This is a genomic window from Kosakonia sacchari SP1, from assembly GCF_000300455.3.
Classification (GTDB): domain Bacteria; phylum Pseudomonadota; class Gammaproteobacteria; order Enterobacterales; family Enterobacteriaceae; genus Kosakonia; species Kosakonia sacchari.
In genome coordinates, this window is record NZ_CP007215.2 from 1,056,154 (window position 1) to 1,079,377 (window position 23,224).

Annotated in this window: 20 protein-coding genes; 12 read left to right on the top strand and 8 right to left on the bottom strand. The window is 56.5% G+C overall.

Going from position 1 to position 23,224, the window contains the following annotated elements; all coding sequences use genetic code 11:
* Positions 1–41 precede the first annotated feature (41 nt).
* On the top strand, positions 42–905 hold the full coding sequence (locus tag C813_RS28000) for an aldo/keto reductase family oxidoreductase (protein WP_017459280.1): 864 nt from the start codon (positions 42–44) through the stop codon (positions 903–905).
* Positions 906–921: 16 nt separating this feature from the next.
* Here the strand turns inward: C813_RS28000 and C813_RS28005 are convergent, their stop codons facing one another.
* Together C813_RS28005 and C813_RS28010 are read right to left on the bottom strand one after the other, a co-directional pair.
* Positions 922–1,926, bottom strand: a complete 1,005-nt coding sequence (locus tag C813_RS28005) for a LacI family DNA-binding transcriptional regulator (protein ID WP_017459281.1) — start codon at positions 1,924–1,926, stop codon at positions 922–924.
* Positions 1,927–1,965: 39 nt separating this feature from the next.
* The gene (locus tag C813_RS28010; protein ID WP_017459282.1) at positions 1,966–3,825 is read right to left on the bottom strand and encodes a beta-glucoside-specific PTS transporter subunit IIABC; all 1,860 of its coding nucleotides are present in this window, start codon (positions 3,823–3,825) and stop codon (positions 1,966–1,968) included.
* A gap of 231 nt (positions 3,826–4,056) precedes the next feature.
* Between C813_RS28010 and C813_RS28015 the strand changes: the two genes are divergently transcribed.
* From C813_RS28015 to C813_RS28045, 7 genes are all read left to right on the top strand, one after another.
* Positions 4,057–4,371 (top strand): antibiotic biosynthesis monooxygenase family protein, encoded by a 315-nt coding sequence (locus C813_RS28015; protein ID WP_017459283.1) that lies wholly within the window; start codon positions 4,057–4,059, stop codon positions 4,369–4,371.
* A 1-nt stretch (position 4,372) separates the two neighbouring features.
* The gene (locus C813_RS28020; protein WP_017459284.1) at positions 4,373–4,765 is read left to right on the top strand and encodes an amino acid-binding protein; all 393 of its coding nucleotides are present in this window, start codon (positions 4,373–4,375) and stop codon (positions 4,763–4,765) included.
* Positions 4,762–5,469 carry an ArsR/SmtB family transcription factor gene (locus C813_RS28025; protein ID WP_017459285.1) on the top strand — a complete coding sequence of 236 codons (708 nt, stop codon included), beginning with the start codon at positions 4,762–4,764 and terminating at the stop codon, positions 5,467–5,469. Before C813_RS28020 ends, C813_RS28025 begins: the two co-directional genes overlap by 4 nt.
* Positions 5,470–5,575: 106 nt before the next feature.
* Positions 5,576–5,938 carry a type II toxin-antitoxin system RelE/ParE family toxin gene (locus C813_RS28030; RefSeq protein ID WP_017459286.1) on the top strand — a complete coding sequence of 121 codons (363 nt, stop codon included), beginning with the start codon at positions 5,576–5,578 and terminating at the stop codon, positions 5,936–5,938.
* Entirely contained in the window at positions 5,926–6,225 is a 300-nt protein-coding gene (locus C813_RS28035) for a helix-turn-helix domain-containing protein (RefSeq protein ID WP_017459287.1), read from the top strand. Before C813_RS28030 ends, C813_RS28035 begins: the two co-directional genes overlap by 13 nt.
* 274 nt (positions 6,226–6,499) lie before the next feature.
* Positions 6,500–7,267 carry an isocitrate lyase/PEP mutase family protein gene (locus C813_RS28040; RefSeq protein WP_017459288.1) on the top strand — a complete coding sequence of 256 codons (768 nt, stop codon included), beginning with the start codon at positions 6,500–6,502 and terminating at the stop codon, positions 7,265–7,267.
* Entirely contained in the window at positions 7,251–8,303 is a 1,053-nt protein-coding gene (locus C813_RS28045) for a bifunctional transcriptional activator/DNA repair enzyme AdaA (RefSeq protein ID WP_017459289.1), read from the top strand. The genes C813_RS28040 and C813_RS28045 overlap by 17 nt, the downstream gene beginning before the upstream one ends.
* A gap of 74 nt (positions 8,304–8,377) precedes the next feature.
* On the opposite strand, the gene C813_RS28050 is transcribed toward C813_RS28045, so the two are convergent.
* The 4 genes from C813_RS28050 to ascF form a co-directional block, all read right to left on the bottom strand.
* On the bottom strand, positions 8,378–10,207 hold the full coding sequence (locus C813_RS28050) for a glycoside hydrolase family 15 protein (protein WP_017459290.1): 1,830 nt from the start codon (positions 10,205–10,207) through the stop codon (positions 8,378–8,380).
* Positions 10,208–10,277: 70 nt separating this feature from the next.
* Complete coding sequence (locus C813_RS28055) at positions 10,278–11,171, bottom strand: SDR family oxidoreductase (protein WP_017459291.1); 894 nt, start codon at positions 11,169–11,171, stop codon at positions 10,278–10,280.
* Positions 11,172–11,338: 167 nt separating this feature from the next.
* Complete coding sequence (locus C813_RS28060; RefSeq protein ID WP_017459292.1) at positions 11,339–12,763, bottom strand: 6-phospho-beta-glucosidase; 1,425 nt, start codon at positions 12,761–12,763, stop codon at positions 11,339–11,341.
* Positions 12,764–12,784: 21 nt separating this feature from the next.
* Complete coding sequence (gene ascF, locus C813_RS28065; protein WP_017459293.1) at positions 12,785–14,227, bottom strand: PTS cellobiose/arbutin/salicin transporter subunit IIBC; 1,443 nt, start codon at positions 14,225–14,227, stop codon at positions 12,785–12,787.
* 264 nt (positions 14,228–14,491) lie between these two features.
* Between ascF and C813_RS28070 the strand changes: the two genes are divergently transcribed.
* From C813_RS28070 to hypF, 4 genes are all read left to right on the top strand, one after another.
* Positions 14,492–15,505 carry a LacI family DNA-binding transcriptional regulator gene (locus tag C813_RS28070; RefSeq protein ID WP_017459294.1) on the top strand — a complete coding sequence of 338 codons (1,014 nt, stop codon included), beginning with the start codon at positions 14,492–14,494 and terminating at the stop codon, positions 15,503–15,505.
* Between the two features lie 136 nt (positions 15,506–15,641).
* Complete coding sequence (gene hydN / locus C813_RS28075; protein ID WP_017459295.1) at positions 15,642–16,187, top strand: electron transport protein HydN; 546 nt, start codon at positions 15,642–15,644, stop codon at positions 16,185–16,187.
* 36 nt (positions 16,188–16,223) lie between these two features.
* Entirely contained in the window at positions 16,224–18,374 is a 2,151-nt protein-coding gene (fdhF, locus tag C813_RS28080) for a formate dehydrogenase subunit alpha (RefSeq protein ID WP_017459296.1), read from the top strand.
* Positions 18,358–20,616 carry a carbamoyltransferase HypF gene (gene hypF / locus C813_RS28085; RefSeq protein WP_017459297.1) on the top strand — a complete coding sequence of 753 codons (2,259 nt, stop codon included), beginning with the start codon at positions 18,358–18,360 and terminating at the stop codon, positions 20,614–20,616. Before fdhF ends, hypF begins: the two co-directional genes overlap by 17 nt.
* Here hypF and norW read toward each other — a convergent pair.
* Both norW and norV read right to left on the bottom strand, forming a co-directional pair.
* Positions 20,597–21,730 carry an NADH:flavorubredoxin reductase NorW gene (gene norW, locus C813_RS28090; RefSeq protein ID WP_017459298.1) on the bottom strand — a complete coding sequence of 378 codons (1,134 nt, stop codon included), beginning with the start codon at positions 21,728–21,730 and terminating at the stop codon, positions 20,597–20,599. The genes hypF and norW overlap by 20 nt on opposite strands.
* Positions 21,727–23,178 (bottom strand): anaerobic nitric oxide reductase flavorubredoxin, encoded by a 1,452-nt coding sequence (gene norV, locus C813_RS28095; RefSeq protein WP_017459299.1) that lies wholly within the window; start codon positions 23,176–23,178, stop codon positions 21,727–21,729. Before norV ends, norW begins: the two co-directional genes overlap by 4 nt.
* Between the last annotated feature and the right edge of the window lie 46 nt (positions 23,179–23,224).

The window sequence follows — 23,224 nt, forward strand, 5'->3', positions numbered from 1 at the left end:
TGCTCCTACAATCTGTTTACTTAATGCACAGGAGGTACTCCATGTCTCAACCCTCACTTACCTTTCGTCTGGGCGATCGCCAGGTTGGTCGTCTGGGTTACGGTGCCATGCAACTGGCTGGCCCTGGCGTATTTGGGCCACCTGCTGATGAAGCGAAAGCGCTGCAGGTGCTACGCGATGTGATTGCCGCAGGCGTGAACCATATCGACACCAGCGATTTTTACGGCCCGCATGTCACCAATAAATTGATTAAGCAGGCACTGCATCCGTACCCGGATGATCTGTGTATTGTCACCAAAGTCGGCGCGCGCCGTGATGACAAAGCCAACTGGCTGCCCGCATTCAGCGCTGAAGAGTTAACGCAAGCCGTTGAAGATAACCTGCGCAACCTTGGCCTTGAGGCGATGGAAGTGGTGAACCTGCGCGCAATGTTCGGCGTGCATGGGCCGGAAGAGGGGCCGCTTGAAGCGCCGCTGGAGGCACTGATTAAGCTGAAAGAGCGCGGGCTGATTCGCCATATAGGCCTGAGCAACGTGACGGCGAAACAGGTGGCGGATGCGCAGAAAATGACGCCGATTGTCTGTGTACAGAACCTCTATAACGTGGCGAATCGTCATGACGACGCGCTGATTGATTCACTGAATGCGCAAGGGATCGCCTATGTGCCGTTCTTCCCGCTCGGCGGTTTTACGCCGTTGCAGTCAGGCGAGTTGAACGAGGTGGCGCAGGCGCTTGGCGCCACGCCGATGCAGGTGGCACTGGCCTGGTTGTTGCAGCGCTCGCCGAATATTCTGCTGATCCCGGGCACCTCTTCGCCGCAACATTTGCAGGAAAATCTCGCCAGCGCGCAACTCACCTTGCCGTCGGATGCGCTGGCGAAACTCGACGCTATCGCGCAGGCGTAATCAGAAACTGCCCGGTTTACCGGGCAGTTTTAGGCGCAATTACCGACTCACGGCACACCAGTTCGCCCCGATGGGCGCAAATAGCGTCAGCCTCTGGCAGCAGAACCATTTCGATGGCGTTACGGATCATCTCCTCCATCGGAACATGGATGGTGGTCAGCGACGGGTTGTAATACTTGCCGATAACCGAATCATCAAACCCGGCCAGCGACACATCCTGCGGCAGCCGCAAACCCGCCTCATAGCAGGCTTTCGCCACGCCAATCGCCATATCATCGTTCCCGGCCAGCACGCAGGTAAACGGCACATTGCGCGCCAGCAGTTCACGTCCCGCCTCATATCCGCTGTCGGTGCTCCAGCTACCACGCACCAGCAGTTGCGGGTCGGGTTCGATCCCGGCGTTGCGCAGTGCTTTACGATAACCGGCTAAACGGCTCTCGCCGGTGGGGGAGGCGTCAGAACCGGCAACAAACGCAATGCGCGTATGACCCTGCGAGAGCAGGTAGTCCATCATCGTTTCACAGCTTTGCTGGTGATCGACAAACACGCACTGGTTGCGGTGGCGGGTAAGTTCCCGATTGATCACCACGATTGGTGTCGGGTTGCGTTCGATGATCTCATCGAGTTCGGCAACCGACAGATATTTGGGATAGATCATGATCGCTTCGCAGCGCAGCGACAGCAGCAGATTGATGGCGTCGCGTTCTTCTTGCGCGCTGTGTTTACCGTCTGCCAGCACCAACTGGCGGCTGTGCAGTTCGCTGTTGGTTGCCGCGTGGTAAATCATGCTGGAGAAAAACGGGCCGTTATACAGCCCGTTGGTGATGACCAGCCCGACAGAGTTGGTTTTATTATTGGCAAGATTGCGCGCCAGCTGATTGGGGCGATAACCCGTTTCGGCAATCGCCTGCATAATGCGGGCTTTCACTTCCTCACGGACAAAAACTTTGCCATTTAGCGCGCGCGATACTGTCGCTTTGGAGACGCCGGCAAGCCTGGCGACATCCAGTATCGTTACCATTGTTTAACCTCACTGTTGTTATTATTGCGGCGGCTAGTTTCAGGCTAGCGACATCAGCGGAACTCCCGCGCTGACAGCGCCCTGCGACTGATGGCGAGTGAGCGTAAACTCCTCGCTGTTGACCACCAGCACCGGCGTGGTCAAATCATAACCTGCCTGCTCAATGTGTTCTTTATCAAAGGCCAGTAGCGGCGTTCCGGCGCTAACCCGGTCACCCTCTTTGACCAGCGGCGTAAAATATTGTCCCTGAAGATTAACGGTGTTAAGCCCAACGTGAATCAGCAATTCCGCGCCATTATCACATATCAAGCCGATGGCGTGATGAGAGTCGATCAATGTTGCGACCTGTGCATCACAAGGGGCAACAACTTTACCTTCATGCGGGATGATGGCGATGCCATCGCCCAGCACTTTGCCGGCAAAGGCTTCATCCGCCACGCTTTCCAGCGCAATCACTTCACCTTTAATGGGGCTGAGCATTTGCAGGGAACCGACAGTCAGCGGCGCGTTTTTCTCATCAGAAACCACGGCGTCAACCGGATCGTCAAAACCGACAAACTGCACCATCACGATGGTCAGCACAATTGCGGTGCCCGCGCCCACCAGTTCGCCAATAAACGACATTGGCGCATCCGGGCTAATCGCGTTGACCAGCGTGAACAGGCCCGGCAGTGCGGCATAAGCATAGTAGAGGCTGCCAAACAGGCTGGCGACGACAGCGCCAATCGCGCCGCCAATACAGCCGCAGATAAACGGTTTTTTAAAGCGCAGCGTCACGCCATAAATCGCCGGTTCGGTAATGCCGAAAATCGCCGTCACGCCCGCCGAGAGCGAGGTTGCCTTCAACTGTTTGTTGCGGCTTTTGATGAACACGCCGAACACTGCCGCCATCTGGCCAATCACCGCAATGGTTTGATAGGCCTGGAAAGAGTCATAGCCCTGAGTATCGAAGTTGGCCATGATCACCGGCGTAATGCCCCAGTGCACACCAAAGATCACAATCACCTGCCAGACACCGCCGATAATCGCCGCCGCCAGCGCCGGTGCGGCATGGAACAGCGTGTTATAACCGTGCGCGACGCCCAGCGCCGCCCAACTGGTGATCGGGCCAATCACAATCAACGTCAGCGGCACAATGACTACGAAACAGAGCAGCGGGGTAAACAGCGGGCTCACCACTTCAGGCAGCCATTTTTCAACACGGCGTTCAAACCACGACAGCGCCCAGACGAGAAACAACGGCGGTAGCACCGAGGAGGTGTAAACCGTTTCCGCCAGCGGGAAAAAGAGGAATTTCACTTCACTGCCGCTGGCGATTTTCCCGGCCATCGCCGTCCACTCCGGGTTGATTAACGCGCAGCAACAGAGCACGGCGATAAAAGGGTTACATTTAAAATGGCGAGCAGCAGTGATGGCGATAAACACCGGCAGGAAAGCAAACGGCGTCCATGACATAAAGTTCAGCACCGCAAAGGTGCCGGAAGTTTTGATCTGCGCATCAACAAGGCCGAGCAGGATCAGCACGCCTTGTAAGATCCCGGCGGCGGCAAGAATGTAGACAATTGGCGCGAACACCGCCGACATGGTGGCGATCACCGCATCCAGCCAGCGGGTTTTTGGCTGTGCCGTGTTGCCATCTTTCTCTTTCACCATGCCGCTCAGGGCGTTAAACACATCGGCGACATGGGTGCCAATCACCACCTGGAATTGCCCGCCGCTTTCCACCACCGCTATCACGCCCGGCAGGCTCTGGATGTTGGCCTTCGCTGTGTCAGGCGTTTGATTCAATACCAGGCGCAGACGCGTGGCGCAGCGGGAGAAATTACTAATGTTCTCTTCACCGCCGACCTCGCGGAGGATATCACTCGCTAACTTATTGTAATCCCTGATAACGGCCATTTTTATTTACCTTTTATTATCGGAAACTGAGTCGGTGTAATTGCGTGAAACCGGTTTCATGCTAACCTGGTAAACCTCGCCCGCAACCGGTTTCATAGAGATCTGCGAGCCAAATCACTACTCGGTTTGTATTAGGGAGAGGAGATCGACAGGCATATTTCGTTGGGGGACGAAGCGTGGACCTGGCGTCTGCGCAACACTGGCTGCTCATTATTCATGAGGAGCCACGTTATGATTGCTGTACTTTTTGAAGCCGATATCGCCGCAGGTAAGCAGGCGCGTTACCTGCAATTAGCCGCAGAACTCAAGCCGGTACTGGCAGACATCGACGGATTTATCGCTATCGAACGCTTTCAGAGCTTAAGCCGCGAGGGGAAGATTTTGTCATTGTCATGGTGGCGCGATGAAGCATCCGTGCACGCCTGGAAAAGCAACGTTTTGCATCAGGCGGCGCAGCGCGAAGGGCGGGAAGCCATTTTTTCCTCCTACCGCATCCGTGTTGCCACGGTTTTTCGCGATTACGCATCAACCCCGGAGAAGCCATAATATGTACGATATTCACGTTATCCTGAATAATGCGCCGGGCGCGCTGGCACAGCTTGGCGAAACGCTCGGGAAAAATGGCGTCGGGCTGGAAGGAGGCGGTGTGTTTACCGCAGGCGATCGCTGCCATGCGCACTTTCTGGTGGCTGACGGCGAGCGCGCCCGGGAAGTATTAACCGCTGCTGGTTTATGTGTGCATGCCGTGACGCCACCGGTTATTCGCAAACTCAAGCAGGAGCGTCCTGGCGAGTTAGGCGAAATTGCCCGCACGATCGCGCAACATAATGTCAATATCCTTGTGCAATACAGCGATCATGACAACCGGTTGATCCTGCTCACCGATAACGATCCGCTGGCGCGCGAGGTAACACAACGATGGGACGTACAACCGCTATGACCGGCAATGAACTACGCAAAACGCAGGAACAACCGCATCTGCTGGAGCAGACGCTCTCTGGCCTTGCCAGCGCGATGGCGGAGCCTTCCCGAGCGAGAATGCTCTGCGCGCTGATGGACGGGCGGGCGTGGACAGCGACCGAGTTGAGCGCGGTGGTAGATATTGCCGCGTCAACGGCCAGCGCGCATCTGGCAAAACTGCTCGCCAGCGGGCTGCTCGTCTGCGTTTCACAGGGGCGGCACCGCTACTACCGGCTGGCAGGCAGCGATGTCGCCGCGCTACTGGAAACGATGATGAGCGTATCCATGCGCGGTGCGCAGGTTCCTGTTACCCGCACGCCGCTGGCGCTGCGTCAGGCGCGTACTTGTTATGATCATCTTGCCGGTGAAATAGCCGTTGATGTGTATGCGTTTATGCAGCGCGAAGGCTGGATCACCGATGATGGCAACGCGGTAACGGATTCAGGCAAACGGAGCCTTGAGAAGATCGGCGTTACCCTCGATCCGCGCACCCGGCGCAAACCCTGTAGCGCCTGTCTGGACTGGAGCGAACGGCGCTTTCACCTCGGTGGTGACGCAGGTGCGGCCCTGCTGATTGCTTTCGAACAACAGGGCTGGTTGCGCAGAACCCCGGGTTATCGCGAAGTCACGGTAACGGAAGAGGGGAAAACCGCGTTTTTTCGGGTGTTTGGCGTGAAAGGGTGAGAATAAAATTGTCGACACGCCTTCAGGAATGGTTAAACTTTTGTTGATTGCATAGCTTTCAGGCTATAATTTCCGTTCATAGCAAAAAAGCTATGAGGGAACGGCAATGTGGCAAGTGATTACGACGGAGCGTTTTGACGTGTGGTTTAGCATCCAGCCAGAACTATTGCAGGATGAGGTTTTAGCGGTTTTCAGGATCCTCAGTGAGTTTGGCCCGCAGCTTGGGCGTCCTTATGTCGATACCATAAAAGGATCAACCTATAGCAATATGAAAGAGTTGAGGATCCAGTATGCAGGTTCTCCCGTACGCGCCTTTTTTGCGTTCGACTCTACGCGGCGGGCTATTGTACTGTGCGCCGCAGATAAAACAGGCGTTAACGAGAAACGGTTTTATAAAGACATGATAAAAATTGCCGACGCAGAGTTCAGAAATCATATGCGAAATAAGGAGTTAACGTGGCAACCTTAGATGAACTTTTAGCGAAACGCAGCCCTGAAAGTCAGGCGCGAATTGAAGAGCGTGTTGATGAGCTGCGCCGCAACATTGTATTGAGCCAGCTACGTGAAGAATTGAATATCTCCCAGACCGAGCTTGCCGGAGTCATGGGCGTTAAACAGCCGACACTGGCGAAGATAGAGCAGCCTGGCAACGATCCCCGTCTCTCTACTCTCAAGCGTTATGTCTCTGCGTTAGGTGGCGAGTTAAGCATTGATATCACATTGCCGACAGGCAAACGCGTTGCATTTCATATCTGATCTTGATGCAAAAAGCTGTGAATTCGTTGCCGGATGGCGATGTGCGCCTTATCCGGCCTACACAACACCGCATTGATTTTATGAGAAAAAATGCGCTCTCTGCCTGAGGCAATGATCTTCGCTCCGGATCGGGCAAATTGATTATCAGCGGTGAAACGTCTCCTGCCCGATACGTTTCCTGCCCGATATATAAAAAATGGTCGTCCGATTTTCGGTTGTGAGGGGTAGACGGCAAACGCCACACTGACTCCACTTAACAGCCCTGGAGACGACCATGGATTTCACCGCTTTTCACCATCAAACCACACCATTACTGATCGCCAATGTCTGGGACGCAACCAGCGCGCAGGCGGCAGAGCAGGCCGGGTATCAGGCGTTGGGCACTTCCAGCGCCGCCATTGCCGCGATGCTCGGTTATGACGACGGCGAACAGATGCCATTTGCTGAACTGCTGTTTATGGTGAAGCGCATTCGCGCCGCCTGCGATCTGCCACTCAGCGTGGATATGGAAGCCGGTTACGGCGAAACCGCACAAGCCATTGCCGATAACCTGCAACAATTAATAAAACTCGGCGTGGTGGGCATTAATCTGGAAGATAGCCGCGTGGTCAATGGCGAACGGCAACTGGTTGAGGCAACGCAATTTGCCCGGCAGTTGCGGGAAATCCGCGCGCAATTGCCATGCGCGCTGTTTTTGAATATCCGTACCGATACGTTCTTGCTGAACGTGGAAAATGCGCTGGCAGAGACGCTGTATCGCGGGCAGTTATATGCTCAACACGGCGCGGACGGTCTGTTTGTGCCTGGCGTGTTGCAAAACGCAGATATTGCCGCACTCGCGCAACAGATCCCTTTGCCGCTCAATGTTATGTGCGTTCCGGGGCTGGCAGGGTTCGCCGAACTGGCCACGCTCGGCGTGCGCCGCATTTCGATGGGCAATTTTGTTCATGCCGCGTTACAAACGCAGCTGAAAAACATACTGTTGAGCATGCAGACACAGCAATCCTTTGAGGGCGTTTTCCACTATGCAAATCACGGATAAAGCGCAGTGCGACACCTGGTATCAGGCGCTGCTCGAACGCGCTTCCGAATACACCGGCCTCTTTTTTGTCGGCGTCAAAACCACCGGGGTTTTTTGTATTTCCGTCTGTCGCGCGCGTAAACCGAAGCGGGAAAATGTGGTGTTTTTCCGCGAAATGAAATCAGCGCTCGATGCCGGTTTCCGCCCGTGTAAAGTGTGTCGACCAACAGAAAATGCCTGTTCGGCACCGACCTTTATTGAGCAGGCGTTAGCGCTGGTTCGCGCCAATCCTAAAATGCGCATCAGCGATACGCTGCTGCGCGAACAGGGTATCAGCCCGGAGCGCGTGCGCCGCTGGTTTTTACAGCAACATGGCATCACGTTTCAGGCTTTTCAGCGCATGTCGCGGGTAAATGCTGCGCTTCAGGAGTTGAAAGGCGGGCGCAGCGCCACCGAAGTTGCCTTTGACAGCGGTTATGAATCACTCAGCGGTTTTGGTTATACCTGTAAAAAACTCACTGGCGCGGCACCGAGCCTCGGGCAGTCGGTGATCATGATCCACCGTTTCACCACACCGATTGGCCCGATGTTTGTCTGCGCCACGGAACAGGGCGTTTGCCTGCTGGAGTTTGTTGACCGGCGCATGCTGGAGACTGAATTCAGCGACTTACAGCGCTTGCTGAAAGCACGCATTATCGCCGGGGAAAACGCGCACACCCGGCAGGCGGAAAAAGAGATCGGCGAGTATTTTGCCGGCGACAGGCGGCAATTTTCGCTGACGCTGGATCTGCCTGGCAGTGAATTTCAGCGCCGTGTCTGGCAGGGCTTGCAAACGGTGCCGTACGGCCAGACCACACATTATCAGGCACTGGCGGAATTCCTTGCACAACCCACTGCGGTACGTGCCGTCGCGGCGGCCAATGGCGCAAACCGGGTGGCGATTGTCATTCCTTGTCATCGCATCATCGGTAAAGATGGCGCCATGACCGGCTACGGTGGTGGTATCGCGCGCAAAGCGTGGTTGATCGCGCATGAGAAAAACCACCTTATACGGTAGCGGCGTTCACCTCTTTGGCAGAAAAACCTGCGGTTGCGGGCTTAAGATCGCGCGCGTTTGCCGCTCATACCGGTTTATGGTGTGGATGATGTGCCGTGATCGGTAATTGCCTGCGCGGCGCAAATCAGCGCCAGGTGGCTTAAACCCTGCGGCAGGTTACCGCTCCACTTGCCGGTGCGAACATCAAACATCTCATTAAAGGTTTCGACATTGCCTTTATCGCAAAGGGCGCTGAGGATCGCTTCCATTGCCGTCTCGGCTTGGGTTATCTCACCCATTGCTGCCCAGGCTGCCGCCAGCCAGAACGAACAGGCGACAAAGGTGTTCTCTTCCTGTTCGACGCCGCTGTAGCGGTAGACCAGTGCGCCACCGTGGCCCAGCTTGTCTTCAATCGCCCGGTAAGTGGCCAGCATGCGCTGAGGGTTAACCTGTTGACCATAGCGATAAACCAGCGCCAGCGAAGCATCAAGCCGATCGTCGTTATCGGGGTAAAAGAGGTAAGCCTGCTTGCGCTCTGACCAGCAATGGGTTTCGATCCAGTCGCGGATGCGATCCCGCTCGCGCTCCCAGCGCCCGACCCACGTCGGCTCGATGTACTTCTCTTTCGCCATCAGCACGGCCATATCCAGCGCCAGCCAGCATGCCATCTTGGAGTGGGTATAATGTTGCAGCTCGGGCAGTTCCCAAATCCCGCAATCCTTTTGCCGCCAGTGATCGGCGCAGCAGTTTGCCAGCTCACCCAGCAGTCGCGAGGTGGTGAGATCCAGCACATGGCCCGCTTTCACGAACAGCTCCGCTGTTGCCAGCATGTCGCCATACATGCTGAGCTGTAGCTGGTCGCGCGCATTGTTTCCCACTCGCACCGGCTTTGAATTTTTGTAGCCCCGCAGTGCCGGGTATGTTTCGCAGGGCACTTCATCCCCTTCAAGGGTGTAACACGCCTGCAGCCGGACACCATGGCGGATAATGGTTTTTGAAAGCCAGGAGAAGGCGGCTTTGCACTCTTCCAGCGCGCCTAAAAAGGCAAAGGCTTTAATAATCAGGCAGGCATCGCGGATCCACGCGTAGCGATAATCGTAGTTTTTCTCACCGCCAACGCCCTCAGGAATGGAGGTGGTCGCCGCCGCCGCAAGCGCGCCGGTGGGCGAGTACCAGAGAAATTTTAGCGCCAGCGCGGAACGCCCGACATGTTCTGCGTAGCGTCCTGCATAGCTCAGGCTTTTACTCCAGTCGCACCATGCGGCATGGCTGGTTTCAATACGCGCGTCAATAGCCTCAAGACTCGGGACTGCCAGCGGCTCTTTCTCGGTCACCAGCAGGGCGACTAACCGCCGTTGACCCGCCGAAACCGTAATGTGGCCGTTAACCTGCTCATCGTCGGCGTCGATGATGTTGACCTCTTCGCTGGTGCGCAGCATCGCCATTGAATCAGCGATATGGTAGACGTTGCCGTGCGCGGTTTTATTCATCCACGGCGAACAGGTTTCCGCCCGTGTGCCGAAACGGACTTTCAGCGTTAAGACCACCTTGCCTTCCAGACCTTCAATCCGGCGCGCCAGCTCGCTCCACGGCAAACGTCCGGCGAGCGTACTGTTAATAGATTCGGTGAGTAACACTTTGCCGCTGGCGGTGGTGAAGGTGGTTTCCAGCACATTGCTGTCCTGCCTGTAGCAGCGGTTCACGGTGTAAGGTTGCTGCGGCGCTAACTGAAAAAAACCGCCAATCTCCGGGTCGAGCAGGCGATCAAACAGCGGCGGGGAATCCAGGTTCGGCGCGCACCACCAGTCGATTGATCCGTCGGGGGCGATAAGTGCGACCGAGCGCCCTTCGCCAATCGCGGCGTAATCGCCGGGTTCGGCAAAGCCATCCTCCCGTACAGGAGAGTGAGAAATTGTGTTCTTCACGGTGGTGCGATCCTTACCAGAAATGACCGCCAGACGGCGGCCATATAAAGAGTGGAAGCGGGAGTGAGAATTACAGCGTGCCGGTCCCCCCGTCAGAACACCAAACCTGCCCGGAGGTGTAGCTGCTTTCTGCCGAGGCCATGGTGACATACAGCGGGGCAATTTCTGCGGGCTGACCAGGGCGGCCCAGCGGCGCGCTGGCACCGAACTGCTGCACTTTTTCCTGCGGCTGACCGCCGCTCGACTGCAGCGGTGTCCAGTAAGGGCCAGGCGCCACCGCATTGACGCGAATGCCTTTTTCACCCAGCTGCTGTGCCAGAGATTTGGTGAACGCCACAATCGCCGCTTTGGTCTGCGCGTAATCCAGCAAAATCGGGCTTGGCTGGTATGCCTGCACCGAAGAGGTGTTGATAATGCTGGCTCCGCGCGGCAGATGCTCCACTGCGGCTTTGGTTATCCAGAACATCGCATAGACGTTGGTTTTAAAGGTGGCGTCAAAATCCTCGGTCGAAAGTGTCAGGATTGACTCGTTAAACTGCTGGCGACCGGCGTTATTGACCAGAATATCCAGCCCGCCCAGTTTGGCTACCGCCTCTTTAACCAGGGTCTGGCAAAACGCTTCTGAGCGGATATCACCCGGAATGGCGATGGCTTTTCGCCCTTCGGCTTCGATCAGTTTGATCACTTCAGCGGCGTCGGATTCCTCTTCCGGCAGGTAGTTAATCGCCACATCCGCGCCTTCGCGGGCATAGGCAATGGCAACTGCCCGGCCAATGCCGGAGTCGCCGCCAGTAATCAGCGCTTTGCGGCCCGTTAAACGTCCGGAACCCCGGTAGCTGGTTTCACCGTGATCCGGCACAGGTTTCATTTTGCTGGCAAGACCCGGTGCGGGCTGCGGTTGTTCGACAAACGGAGGAGTAGGATAGTGCGGTGCTAGCGTGGTTTTAGGGCTTTGCTCTGCCATGCTTTCTCCTTCAGACGTTGTTATACACGTCATTAAGCCTGGCATAGATGTGAGCGTTGTCACGCTATCAAGCGGTAAACCAGCGTTGAGAAAAGTCTGTAAACAGCGGGGAAAGGACGGGCAACGACGACATGCATTCGTGTTGCCCGTCTGGTGTGGCACGGTGTTTAGTCGAGATCCGCCCCGTTGCTGGCGATCACTTTCTTATACCACCAGAACGATTTTTTACGGCGGCGTGCCAGCGTACCGTTCCCGGCATCATCGCGGTCAACATAGACAAAACCGTAGCGCTTGCTCATTTCGCCGGTTGATGCCGCCACCAGATCGATACAGCCCCAACTGGTGTAACCGATAACCGGAATGCCATCTTCGATGGCGTCGCCCATCGCGCGGATATGCTCGCGCAGGTAACTGATGCGGTAATCATCTTCCACTTCGCCGTTGGCGTTGAGTTCATCTTTCGCGCCGAGGCCGTTTTCCACCAGGAACAGCGGTTTCTGGTAGCGGTCGTACATCATGTTCATGGTGATGCGCAGCCCCAGCGGATCGATGCCCCAGCCCCATTCGCTCACTTCAATGTGCGGGTTACGCAGTGATTTCACGATGTTGGCGGCGCTGGTGTTGTTGGCGTTCATATCTGCCGACGCACAGCGCGAAGCGTAATAACTGAAGGAGACAAAATCGACGGTATTCTTCAGGATCTCGTCATCACCCGCCTCTTTCACAATGGTAACGCCTTTTTCGCGGAACACGCGCGCGGAGTAGGCCGGATAGCTGCCGCGCGCCTGCACATCGATAAAGAACAGGTTTTCGCGATCTTTTTCCAGCGCCGTCCATACGTCGGCCGGTTTGCAGGAGTAGGGGTAGAAATTCCCGCCCGCCAGCATGCAGCCCACCTGATTCTGCGGGTTCACTTCATGGGCGATTTTCGTTGCCAGCGCGCTGGCAATCAGCTCATGGTGCGCCGCCTGGTATTTCACCTGATCCTGATTTTCACCCTCTTCGAACACCAGCCCCGCGCCGGAGAACGGGCTGTGCAACATGATGTTGATCTCGTTGAAAGTCAGCCAGTATTTCACCAGCCCGTCAAACGCTTCAAAGCAGGTACGCGCGTAACGGGTGAAAAACTCCACCATTTTGCGGTTACGCCATGAGCCATATTCAATGACCAGATGCATCGGCACATCGAAGTGGCACAGCGTGACCAGCGGTTCGATATTGTACTTTTTGCACTCTTCAAACACCGCGCGATAGAACGCGATCCCTTCCGGGTTCGGCGTCAGTTCGTCACCTTTCGGATACAGACGGCTCCAGGCAATCGAGGTACGAAACACCGAAAAACCCATCTCCGCCATCAACGCGATATCTTCTTTGTAGCGATGATAAAAATCGATCGCCTCGTGGCTTGGGTAAAATTCGTCATCGCGCAGCGTAAAGCGTTTTTCCTGTCCCAGTTTCACCGGCAGACGGTTCGCGCCGTGCGGGATCATATCCACGGTGGTCAGCCCTTTGCCGCCCTCCAGATAACCCCCTTCCGACTGGTTGGCGGCAAGCGCGCCGCCCCATAAAAATCCTTGCGGAAATACTGACATGCGTTACCTCGCTTTCTTAAATCAGGCTCGTGCTTCTTTTACAGTGACTGGCTCAGCCGCTTGCGGTTTGTTCTCGGTTTCCACGGGAATATCTTCAAACCCGAGTAGCAGCGTCAATACGAAAGACAACACTACCGCCAGCGCCATCACGCCGAACACCCAGACGATGGACATCGGGTTGGCCGGGTCGAAGAACTGCACGCTGGTGAATAATCCCGGTGCCGCCATCGAGTGGCTGGCCAGCCCGGCGATACCCGCGACCGCGCCGCAGACAAAACCGCTAATTAAACTCGCAATCAGCGGGCGTTTCAGACGCACCGCCACACCGTAGAGCGCCGGTTCAGAAATACCGGCCAGAATCGCCGAAGCCGCTGCCGCCATTGCGGTCTGGCGCAGTTCCGGGTTTTTGGTTTTCCATGCCACCGCCAGCGAAGAGCCGCCGAGCGACAGGTTCGCGCCGATTTCTGACGGCATGACCATGCCCTCTTTGCCGGTTTCCGCGATGGTTTGAATAATGGTTGGGGTGAAAACACGGTGCATACCGGTCATCACCAGCAGCGGCCACAGTGCGCCCATAATGGCAACCGAGAGCCAGCCGAGATAGCCGTGAATGGTATAGACCAGCGCGGAAATCGCGCTACCGATCCAGATACCGAGCGGGCCAATCAGCACAATCGCCAGCGGCGCGGCAATCAGCACGATCAACATCGGTTTTAAGAAGTTTTTCGTCACCGCCGGCGTAATACGATCCACCCAGCGTTCGATATACGACAGGCACCAGGTCATCACCAGCGCCGGGATCACCGTATAGGTGTATTTCACCGCCGTTACCGGAATCAGCGCGAACTCAACGTGCTCGCCCTGCGCGGCTTTCGCCATCAGATCGACAAAGCTCGGATGCACCAGCACCCCGGCGATGGCGATCGCCAGCGACATATTGGTTTTGAATTTCACCGCCGCAGAGGCCGCCACCATCAATGGCAGGAAGAAGAAAGCGCCATCGCCAATCACCGTCAAAATCGTCAGCGTGGAGGAGCCTTTTGGCAATGCGCCGGACATTTCCAGCACCATTGCCAGCAGTTTGACCATCGACCCGCCGATGATCGCCGGGATCAGCGGCGACATGGTGCCGATCAAGGCATCAAGAATGCCCGCGCCAATACGGCGCAACGTCAGTTTTTGCTTAGTCTGTACTTCAACCGGCTGCATATCTTGCGGCAGCAGGCTGACCACCTCGCGAAACGCCTGGGAAACGGTGTTGCCGATGATCACCTGGCACTGATTGTCGTTGCGTACCACACCCATGACGCCGCTGACGCTTTTAAGCGTTGGCGCGTCGATACGGGTTTCGTCTTTCACTACAAAGCGCAGACGCGTCATGCAGTGCGTTACAGCGGCGATATTCTCGGCTCCGCCCAGCGCGTCCACCACCGAGTGGGCCAGCGCGGCATAATTCTTTGCCATCAGATTTTATCCTGTTTTATCAATAAGGTACTGTTTCACCGCCACGCTCTGGCGGCCATGAAACATGAAATAGGTAACCGGTTCCACAAAATCATGATGAGTTTCATTGTGTGAAACAATATGTAAAAAGCGGTTATTTTTATAATCGTGATGATGATCACTTAATGTCAGGCGTGCGAAATGTTCATCTGTCGGGGTTAAGTGTTCCCATCATCGCAACGCCTGAAGTACACTTCGGGTCACGATTTTTGAGGGGTAGGATCGATGGCGACAATGCAGGAAGTAGCAAAGCGGGCTGGCGTGTCGAAAGCCACCGTTTCCCGCGTGCTGACAGGCAAAGGGTATGTCGGCGAAGAGACGAAAGCGCGCGTCTTTCAGGCGATTGCCGAAAGTGGTTATCGCCCGAATTTGCTGGCGCGCAGCCTGGCTTCCAGCAAAACCCAAACTCTCGGGCTGGTGGTCACCAACACCCTCTATCACGGCGTTTACTTTAGCGAGCTGCTTTCCCACGCCGCGCGCATGACCGAAGATAAAGGCCGCCGATTGCTGCTGGCAGATGGCAAACACAGCGCCGAAGAGGAGCGCCAGGCGATCCAGTACCTGCTCGATTTACGCTGTGACGCGATCATTATTTATCCGCGCTTTCTTAGCGTCGATGAACTCGATGAGATTATCGATAACCACTCGCAGCCCATCGTGGTACTCAACCGCCGGTTGCGTAAACATGCCAGCCACTGCGTTTACTCTGACCAGAAAGCCTCCAGCATGAACGTGGTGTCGCGGCTTATCTCCCGTGGCCACCGCGATATTGCGTTTATTACCGGTTCGCTGGATTCCCCCACCGGTATTGAACGTTTATCGGGCTATAAAGACGCGCTGGCGCAGCACGGGATTGAGGTGCGTAATGAGTTGATCGCCGAAGGAAAATGGACGCCAGCCAGCGGCGCGCAGGGCGTGGCGGAGCTGCTCTCTCGTAAGGCGACCTTCAGCGCGCTGGTGGCGAGCAATGACGATATGGCCATTGGCGCGATTAAACAGCTACATGAAAGCCAACTTGCGGTACCCCGTCAGGTGTCAGTGGTGGGGTTTGATGATATCGCCATTGCGCCATTTACCGTGCCGGCGCTCTCCAGCGTGAAAATCCCGGTCACCGAGATGATTAAAGAGACGATTAACCGCTTGATCTTTATGCTTGATGGCGGCGATTTTCACTACCAGCAAACCTTTCCCGGCGAGCTCATCACTCGCGATTCTATCATTAACGGCCCGCACGCCTGATCTCGTCAGCTGTCATCGTCACTTCTGTCGATGACAGCCCACTGTTTTTATAAAAGTCCTTTAATTACATAGAATTATAATTATGGCACGCTTTGTGAATACTCCGGCGGGATATCGCCTTTTTCCGGAGGAATTCATGAACCGATTTATTATGGCTGACGCAGCAAAATGCATCGGCTGTCGCACCTGTGAGGTCGCCTGCGTGGTGTCTCATCAGGAAAACCAGGATTGCGCGGCGCTCACCCCTGAGACGTTTCTGCCGCGTATTCACGTCATCAAAGGTGTCAATGTGTCGACGGCGACATTGTGCCGTCAGTGCGAAGACGCACCCTGCGCCAATGTCTGCCCGAACGGCGCCATTAGCCGCGACGAAGGGTTTGTGCATGTGATGCAGGAGCGCTGCATTGGCTGCAAAACCTGTGTAGTCGCGTGCCCGTACGGTGCGATGGAAGTGGTAGTGCGCCCGGTTATTCGCCACAGCGGCGCAGGCCTGAATGTGCGCGCGGAGAAAGCCGAAGCCAACAAATGCGATTTGTGCCACCACAGCGAAAGCGGCCCCGCTTGTATGCAGGCCTGCCCGACCAACGCGCTGGTGTGTGTCGATCGCAACTTACTGGAACAGATGAGCGCGGAAAAACGTCGTCGCGCCGCGCTGGATGGCGCCGTTTCCCTGGTGTTCTAAACAATCTGAATTTCACTTTTAACAGGTCTGTTACTGATGAAAAAAATTACGAGCGTATGCCCTTACTGTGGCGCTGGCTGCAAACTGAAACTGGTCGTGGATAACGGAAAAATCATCCGTGCGGAAGCGGCCAACGGCCACACTAACCAGAACGAACTGTGCCTGAAAGGCTACTACGGCTGGGATTTCCTCAACGACACCAAACTGCTGACGCCGCGTCTGACCCAGCCGATGATCCGCTACGAAAAAGGCGGCAAACTCACACCGGTTAGCTGGGATGAAGCGATCCGCTATACCGCCAAACGCCTTAGCGATATCAAAGCGAAATATGGCCCGCGCGCCATTATGACTACCGGCTCGTCACGCGGCACAGGCAATGAAACCAACTATGTCATGCAAAAATTTGCCCGCGGCGTGCTCAATACCAACAATGTCGACTGCTGCGCGCGCGTTTGCCACGGCCCGTCTGTTGCCGGGTTACAGGAAACGCTTGGCAACGGTGCGATGAGTAACTCCATCAGCGATATCGAAAATTCCAGTTGTTTGCTGGTATTTGGTTATAACTGTGCTGATTCACACCCGATCGTCGCGCGCCGGGTGATCAAAGCTAAACAGAAAGGGGCGAAAATCATTGTTTGCGATCCGCGCCGCATCGAAACCGCGCGTATTGCCGACCAGCACCTGCAACTGAATAACGGCTGCAATATGGCGCTGGTCAACGCCTTTGGTTATGTGCTGCTCGAAGAAGAACTTTACGACAAAGATTACGTTGCCAGCTTTACCACCGGGCTTGAGGCGTACCGCGAAACGGTAAAAGATTACGCGCCGGAAGCGGTGGAACACATTACCGGCGTGCCGGCAAAACAGGTACGTCAGGCGATGCGCACCTATGCTGCCGCGCCGTCGGCCACCATTATGTGGGGCATGGGCGTAACGCAGTTTGGCCAGGCGGTGGACGTGGTGAAAGGGCTCTCCAGCCTGGCGCTGCTCACCGGTAATCTTGGTCGTGAACATGTTGGTGTTGGCCCGGTACGCGGGCAAAACAACGTGCAGGGCGCGTGCGACATGGGTGTGATCCCCAACCAGTTCCCTGGCTATCAGGATGTGGTAAACCCGGAAGTACGCGCTAAATTCGCCAAAGCCTGGGGCATCGACCCGGCGGTGATGGACGACAAAGTTGGCGTGCGCATTACCGAAGTGCCGCATCTGGCGCTGGAAGGCAAAGTGAAAGCCTACTACATCATGGGCGAAGATCCGTTGCAGACCGAAGCGGATTTGGGCCTGGTGCGTAAAGGCTTTGAAGCGCTCGATTTTGTGGTGGTGCAGGACATCTTTATGACCAAAACCGCCGAGCAAGCCGATGTGCTGCTCCCCGCCACTTCCTGGGGCGAGCATGGTGGCGTGTTTACCTGCGCCGATCGCGGTTTCCAGCGTTTTGAAAAAGCCATCGAGCCGAAGTACAACGTCAAGCGCGACTGGGAAATCATTAGCCTGATCGCCACGGCAATGGGCTACCCGATGCACTACGACAACAACCAGCAAATCTGGGATGAGCTGCGCGAGTTGTGCCCGCTATTTTACGGTGTGACCTACGAAAAAATGGGCGATATGGGACACGTTCAGTGGCCTTGCCCAACGCTGGATCACCCCGGCACGCCATACCTGTATCAGAACAACAAATTCGATACGCCGGACGGCAAAGGCCATCTTTTTGCTGCCCAGTGGCGTGCGCCAGCGGAACGCCCGGATGATGAGTTCCCACTGGTGCTCTGCACGGTGCGTGAAGTCGGGCACTACTCTTGCCGCTCAATGACCGGTAACTGTGCGGCGCTGCAAACACTCGCCGATGAACCCGGTTTTGTGCAGATTAACCCGGACGATGCGGCGGCGCTGGGCGTGCAGGATCGCCAACTGGTGTGGGTTGAGTCGCGCCGTGGCAAGGTGATCACCCGCGCGGATGTTAGCGAGCGCGTCAATCACGGCAGTGTGTATATGACTTATCAGTGGTGGATTGGTGCGTGTAATGAACTGACGCAGGATAATCTGGATCCGATTTCAAAAACGCCGGAGACCAAATATTGCGCAGTTCGGGTGAGTGCGATCAACGATCAGCGCTGGGCCGAAGAGTACACTCAGAGCACTTATCAACAGATGAAGAGTCGATTGCTCAATGCAGCAATGCAATGATGACACGGTCAACAGCAACGGTGTCTGTTTGCGCGTGTACGGAAAAGTACAAGGGGTGGGCTTCCGCCCCTTTGTCTGGCAACTGGCGCAACAGCTCGGGCTGAAAGGCGATGTCTGTAACGATGCGCAGGGCGTGGAGGTTCGCCTGCTCGGCAATGAGCGCGAATTTCTCGCCCTGTTGCAGCAACAGTGCCCGCCGTTGGCGCGCATTGATATGGTGACCAGCGCGCCGTTTTGCTGGTCCGTTTTACCGCTTGATTTCGCCATTCGCCACAGTGCGGGTGGCGCAATGAATACCCAAATTGTTCCCGACGCGGCAACCTGTCCGGCTTGCCTCGCGGAGATGAACGACCCTTCTGAACGCCGTTACCGCTACCCATTTATTAACTGCACCCACTGCGGGCCGCGCTTCACCATTATTCACGCCATGCCCTATGACCGGCCTAACACCGCGATGGCGAGCTTTCCGTTGTGCCCCGTTTGCGAAGCCGAGTACCGCGATCCGCTGGACCGGCGTTTTCACGCTCAGCCCGTGGCCTGTCATGAATGCGGCCCCGCGCTTGAATGGCGCAGCGGCGAACAGCATGCACGCGGGGAAGCAGCACTCCAGGCGGCAATCGCGCTGCTAAAAAGCGGCGGTGTTGTTGCGGTAAAAGGCATTGGTGGTTTTCATCTCGCCTGCGATGCAACGAGCCAGGCGGCGGTGATGCATCTGCGCGCGCGAAAACATCGCCCGGCAAAACCGCTGGCGGTGATGTTACCCGGCGCGGAAGGCGTGACGACGCAGGCGCAGCGCTTACTTGCGACGCCCGCCGCACCCATTGTGCTGGTGGAAAAAGAGCGCGTGAGCGGGCTGTGCGAGGCAATTGCGCCTGGCCTTGATGAAGTGGGCGTCATGCTGCCTGCCAATCCGCTGCAACACCTGCTAGCGCAAGAATTACAGCGCCCGCTGGTGATGACGTCTGGCAATCTCAGCGGAAAACCGCCCGTAATCAGTAATGACGAGGCGTTAAGCGATCTGGCGGATATCGCCGACGGCTTTTTGCTGCACAATCGCGATATTGTCCAGCGCATGGATGATTCCGTGGTGCGTGCGAGCGGGGAGATGCTGCGCCGTTCACGTGGCTATGTGCCGGATGCGATGTCGTTGCCGCCGGGGTTTAACGATCTTCCGCCGATGCTTTGCCTGGGAGCAGATCTGAAAAACACCTTTTGCCTGCTGCGCGGTAACAGCGCTGTGCCGGGTCAGCATTTTGGCGATCTCACCGATGAAGGCGTCGAAGCGCAGTGGCGCAGTGCGCTGCGCCTGATGCAGGATATTTACGACTTCCACCCGGAGCAGGTGGTGGTAGACGCTCATCCGGGTTACCGCACGCATCAATGGGCCAGCAGCTATGGCCTGCCGGTGCAGACCGTGCTGCATCATCACGCTCATGCCGCAGCCTGCCTCGGTGAACACGGCTGGCCGCTGGAAGGCGGTGATGTCATTGCAATAACGCTTGATGGCATCGGTATGGGCGAAGGCGGCGAGCTGTGGGGCGGCGAATGTCTGCGGGTCAATTACCGCGAGTGTGAACACGTAGGTGGGTTACCGGCGGTGGCGCTCCCCGGCGGGGATTTAGCCGCGCAGCAGCCGTGGCGCAACTTGCTGGCGCAGATGCTGGAGTTTGTTCCTGACTGGCAGCGCTACCCGGAAACCGCCGATATCCAGCGGCAGAACTGGCCGATGCTGGCGCGCGCAATTGAGCGCGGCGTTAATGCGCCGAAAGCCTCATCCTGCGGGCGCTTATTTGATGCTATTGCCTGTGCACTGGGTTGTGCGCCGCTGCACCTGAGTTATGAAGGCGAAGCGGCCTGCCAACTGGAAGCGCTGGCGGCGAGCGTGGCGTCTGTTGAACATCCGGTTCAGATGCCTCTTTGCGGAACCATGCTGGATTTGGCGGCGTTCTGGCAAAGCTGGCTGAACTGGCAGGCTACACCAGCCGAACGCGCATGGGCATTTCATGATGCGCTGGCGCAGGGGCTGGCCGTGCTGGTGCGGCAGGAAGCGGCACTGCGTGGCATTCATGTGCTGGTGTTCAGCGGCGGCGTAATGCATAACCGCCTGCTGAAAAAACGCTTACAGCACTATCTTGCGGAGTTTACTTTGCTGTTTGCGCACCAGCTCCCGGCCGGTGATGGCGGTATTGCCTTCGGCCAGGGTCTGGTAGCGGCAGCGCGGGCTATACCGCCAGCGCTTTAAGCAGGGCAAACGCCTCTTTCATTCTGTCTTCGCTGACCACAAACGCGCGCAGTTTACCTTCTGTGTCCAGCCCTTTTGCCACCATGCCATCGGCCCCGGTGGCAATGTGCCAGCGCAGATCGGTGCGGTGCGTTTCCCCGGCCAGATGCAGCGGCATCAGCGGCGTTTTCACCTTCACCAGCATCGCGGGCAGCACCAGTTGCGTGCTGTTGCCGGTGAGGTTTTTCGCCATCGTCATCGCGCTCAGTTGAATCGGTTGCAGGAACGGCAGCACCTGGCCGTTAATCTGCGCACAGTCACCGAGTGCGAAGATGTGTGGATGGCTGGTTTGCAGCGTGCCGTCCACCACGATCCCGCGCCCAACCTCCAGCCCGGCGTTCTGCGCCAGCGACACCTGCGGCGACAGCCCGGTGGCGGCGACGACCACATCCGCATCGATATAACGGTCATCATCCAGCCGCGCACGCACCCCCTGTTCATGCTCATCGAGTTGCACTAAACGCGATTGCAGCAGCAGGCGCACGCCCTGCGCCGTCAGGCAGTGTTGCAGGCGGCCACTCACTTCCGGCGGCATTAACGAAGGCAGAATACTGGCTGCGTTATCCAGCACGGTCACGGTTTTGCCCGCGCGGCGAAAATCCATCGCCAGCTCGCAGCCTATCAGCCCGGCACCCACAATCAGCACGCGGCTGGCATCACGCAGGGTGGTTTCACTGGCGTGATACTCCTGCAAGCTATTAAGCGTGAGCATTTTTTCACGACCCGGCAGCGGCGGAACGAACGCCTTTGCCCCCGTAGCCAGCACCAGTTTGTCGTATTGCCACTGTTTGTCGGCGCTTTTCACCACCCGCGCTTGCGTGTCGATGGCGCTGACAAAGGTGTACGGGAACAGCCGCAGATTATATTGCTCAGCGAACTCGCCCGCCGACTGGCGAATCAGATCCTCAGCACGTTGCGCCTGGCTAATCACATGGCTGAGATCCGGCTTGTTATACTCTTCCATGCCATCGGCGGCGATCAGCGTCAATGGTATGGCGCTGTCCAGTTTGCGGATGTTTTTCACCAATGTTCGGGCGGCGAAGCCCGAACCGATAATGACAATACCTGCGCTCATTTTGCCTCCGTTGCCAGTTCGTCAAACACTTCTTTGCCAAGGGAACATTCCGGGCAGAGGAAGTTGTCCGGCACGTCGCGCCACGGCGTACCGGGTGCGACATCCTGCATCGGCTCGCCTTTTGCCGGATCATAAATCCACTGGCACACACTGCACTGCATGGATGGGCCGAGATCGGCCGCTGCTGCGGCTGCGCAGGCACAGGTTTCTTGCGTGCTGGCGGCTGATGTTTTTACCGGTTCCGGCAGCGGCGACAGCGCCCACTGGCGGGCAATATCGCGCCCGTGCTGGCGGCAGACTTCCAGCGCGTCGATATCCGGTCGCCATTTTGCTTTCAGGCTGACCGACATCTCAAAACCGGCGTCCTGTAAACGGGTCGACAGGCGGTCAACCGCGCCGCCGCTCCAGCCATGGGAGCCAAAAGCGCTGGCGCGTTTATTACGAAAACGCAGGCCGGTAATCTCTTCAACCAGCCCGGCGATTTTCGGCATCATCACGTTGTTCATGGTCGAGGTGCCAACCAGCACGCCTTTGGAGCGGAACACATTGGTCAGAATGTCGTTTTTATCGCTGCGGGCGACGTTGAAGATTTTTACCGCCACGCGCGGGTCGACTTCGTTAATGCCTTGTGCAATGGTGTCGGCCATCATGCGGGTGTTGTTGGACATGGTGTCGTAGAAAATAGTGATGCGATCTTCTTGATAATCCGCCGCCCATTTCAGATACAACTCAACAATTTGCGTCGGGTTATCGCGCCATACCACGCCGTGTGAAGTGGCAATCATATCGACAGGCAGGTTGAAGCCGAGGATCTCGGTGATTTTCGGTGTCACCAGGCGGCTGAATGGTGTGAGGATGTTGGCGTAGTAGCGCTGGCACTGCTCAAACAGTTCTGTTTGATCAACTTCATCATTGAACAGACGTTCATCGCAGTAGTGCTGACCAAAAGCGTCATTACTGAACAGTACGGCATCGCCGGTCATGTAGGTCATCATGCTGTCCGGCCAGTGCAGCATTGGCGTTTCGACAAAAATAAGCTGTTTGCCGTTGCCGATATCCAGCGTGTCGCCGGTTTTCACCACGTTGAAGTTCCATTCAGGATGGTGATGATGGCCGTTGATCGAGTCGATGGCGTTATTGGTACAGTAAATTGGGGTGTTGGGGATATACGACATTAGCTCGGTCAGCGCACCGGCGTGATCTTCTTCCGCATGGTTGATAACGATGTAGTCGATCATCTGCAGATCGATTTCGCTGCGCAGGTTCTGCACGAACTCACGGCTAAATTTATGATCGACGGTATCGATCAGCACGTTTTTGCCTTCGCGGATCAGATAGCTGTTGTAGCTGCTGCCGCGCAGGGTTTTATATTCGGTGCCGTGAAAGTCGCGAACTTCCCAGTCACGTTGTCCAACCCAGTGAATGTTGTTTTTTACATGAATAGCCATATCAGTTGTCCTGTGCAGTTTTCTCAATTCGATGTATGGCTATTAT

Coding starts and splice junctions, on each gene's coding strand:
- C813_RS28030 (WP_017459286.1), top strand. CDS start 5,576: ATGTGGCAAGTGATTACGACGGAGCGTTTTGACGTGTGGTTTAGCATC.
- C813_RS28015 (WP_017459283.1), top strand. CDS start 4,057: ATGATTGCTGTACTTTTTGAAGCCGATATCGCCGCAGGTAAGCAGGCG.
- fdhF (WP_017459296.1), top strand. CDS start 16,224: ATGAAAAAAATTACGAGCGTATGCCCTTACTGTGGCGCTGGCTGCAAA.
- C813_RS28045 (WP_017459289.1), top strand. CDS start 7,251: ATGCAAATCACGGATAAAGCGCAGTGCGACACCTGGTATCAGGCGCTG.
- hypF (WP_017459297.1), top strand. CDS start 18,358: ATGCAGCAATGCAATGATGACACGGTCAACAGCAACGGTGTCTGTTTG.
- C813_RS28005 (WP_017459281.1), bottom strand. CDS start 1,926: ATGGTAACGATACTGGATGTCGCCAGGCTTGCCGGCGTCTCCAAAGCG.
- C813_RS28040 (WP_017459288.1), top strand. CDS start 6,500: ATGGATTTCACCGCTTTTCACCATCAAACCACACCATTACTGATCGCC.
- C813_RS28000 (WP_017459280.1), top strand. CDS start 42: ATGTCTCAACCCTCACTTACCTTTCGTCTGGGCGATCGCCAGGTTGGT.
- C813_RS28060 (WP_017459292.1), bottom strand. CDS start 12,763: ATGTCAGTATTTCCGCAAGGATTTTTATGGGGCGGCGCGCTTGCCGCC.
- norV (WP_017459299.1), bottom strand. CDS start 23,178: ATGGCTATTCATGTAAAAAACAACATTCACTGGGTTGGACAACGTGAC.
- hydN (WP_017459295.1), top strand. CDS start 15,642: ATGAACCGATTTATTATGGCTGACGCAGCAAAATGCATCGGCTGTCGC.
- C813_RS28055 (WP_017459291.1), bottom strand. CDS start 11,171: ATGGCAGAGCAAAGCCCTAAAACCACGCTAGCACCGCACTATCCTACT.
- ascF (WP_017459293.1), bottom strand. CDS start 14,227: ATGGCAAAGAATTATGCCGCGCTGGCCCACTCGGTGGTGGACGCGCTG.
- C813_RS28020 (WP_017459284.1), top strand. CDS start 4,373: ATGTACGATATTCACGTTATCCTGAATAATGCGCCGGGCGCGCTGGCA.
- C813_RS28010 (WP_017459282.1), bottom strand. CDS start 3,825: ATGGCCGTTATCAGGGATTACAATAAGTTAGCGAGTGATATCCTCCGC.
- C813_RS28070 (WP_017459294.1), top strand. CDS start 14,492: ATGGCGACAATGCAGGAAGTAGCAAAGCGGGCTGGCGTGTCGAAAGCC.
- C813_RS28025 (WP_017459285.1), top strand. CDS start 4,762: ATGACCGGCAATGAACTACGCAAAACGCAGGAACAACCGCATCTGCTG.
- norW (WP_017459298.1), bottom strand. CDS start 21,730: ATGAGCGCAGGTATTGTCATTATCGGTTCGGGCTTCGCCGCCCGAACA.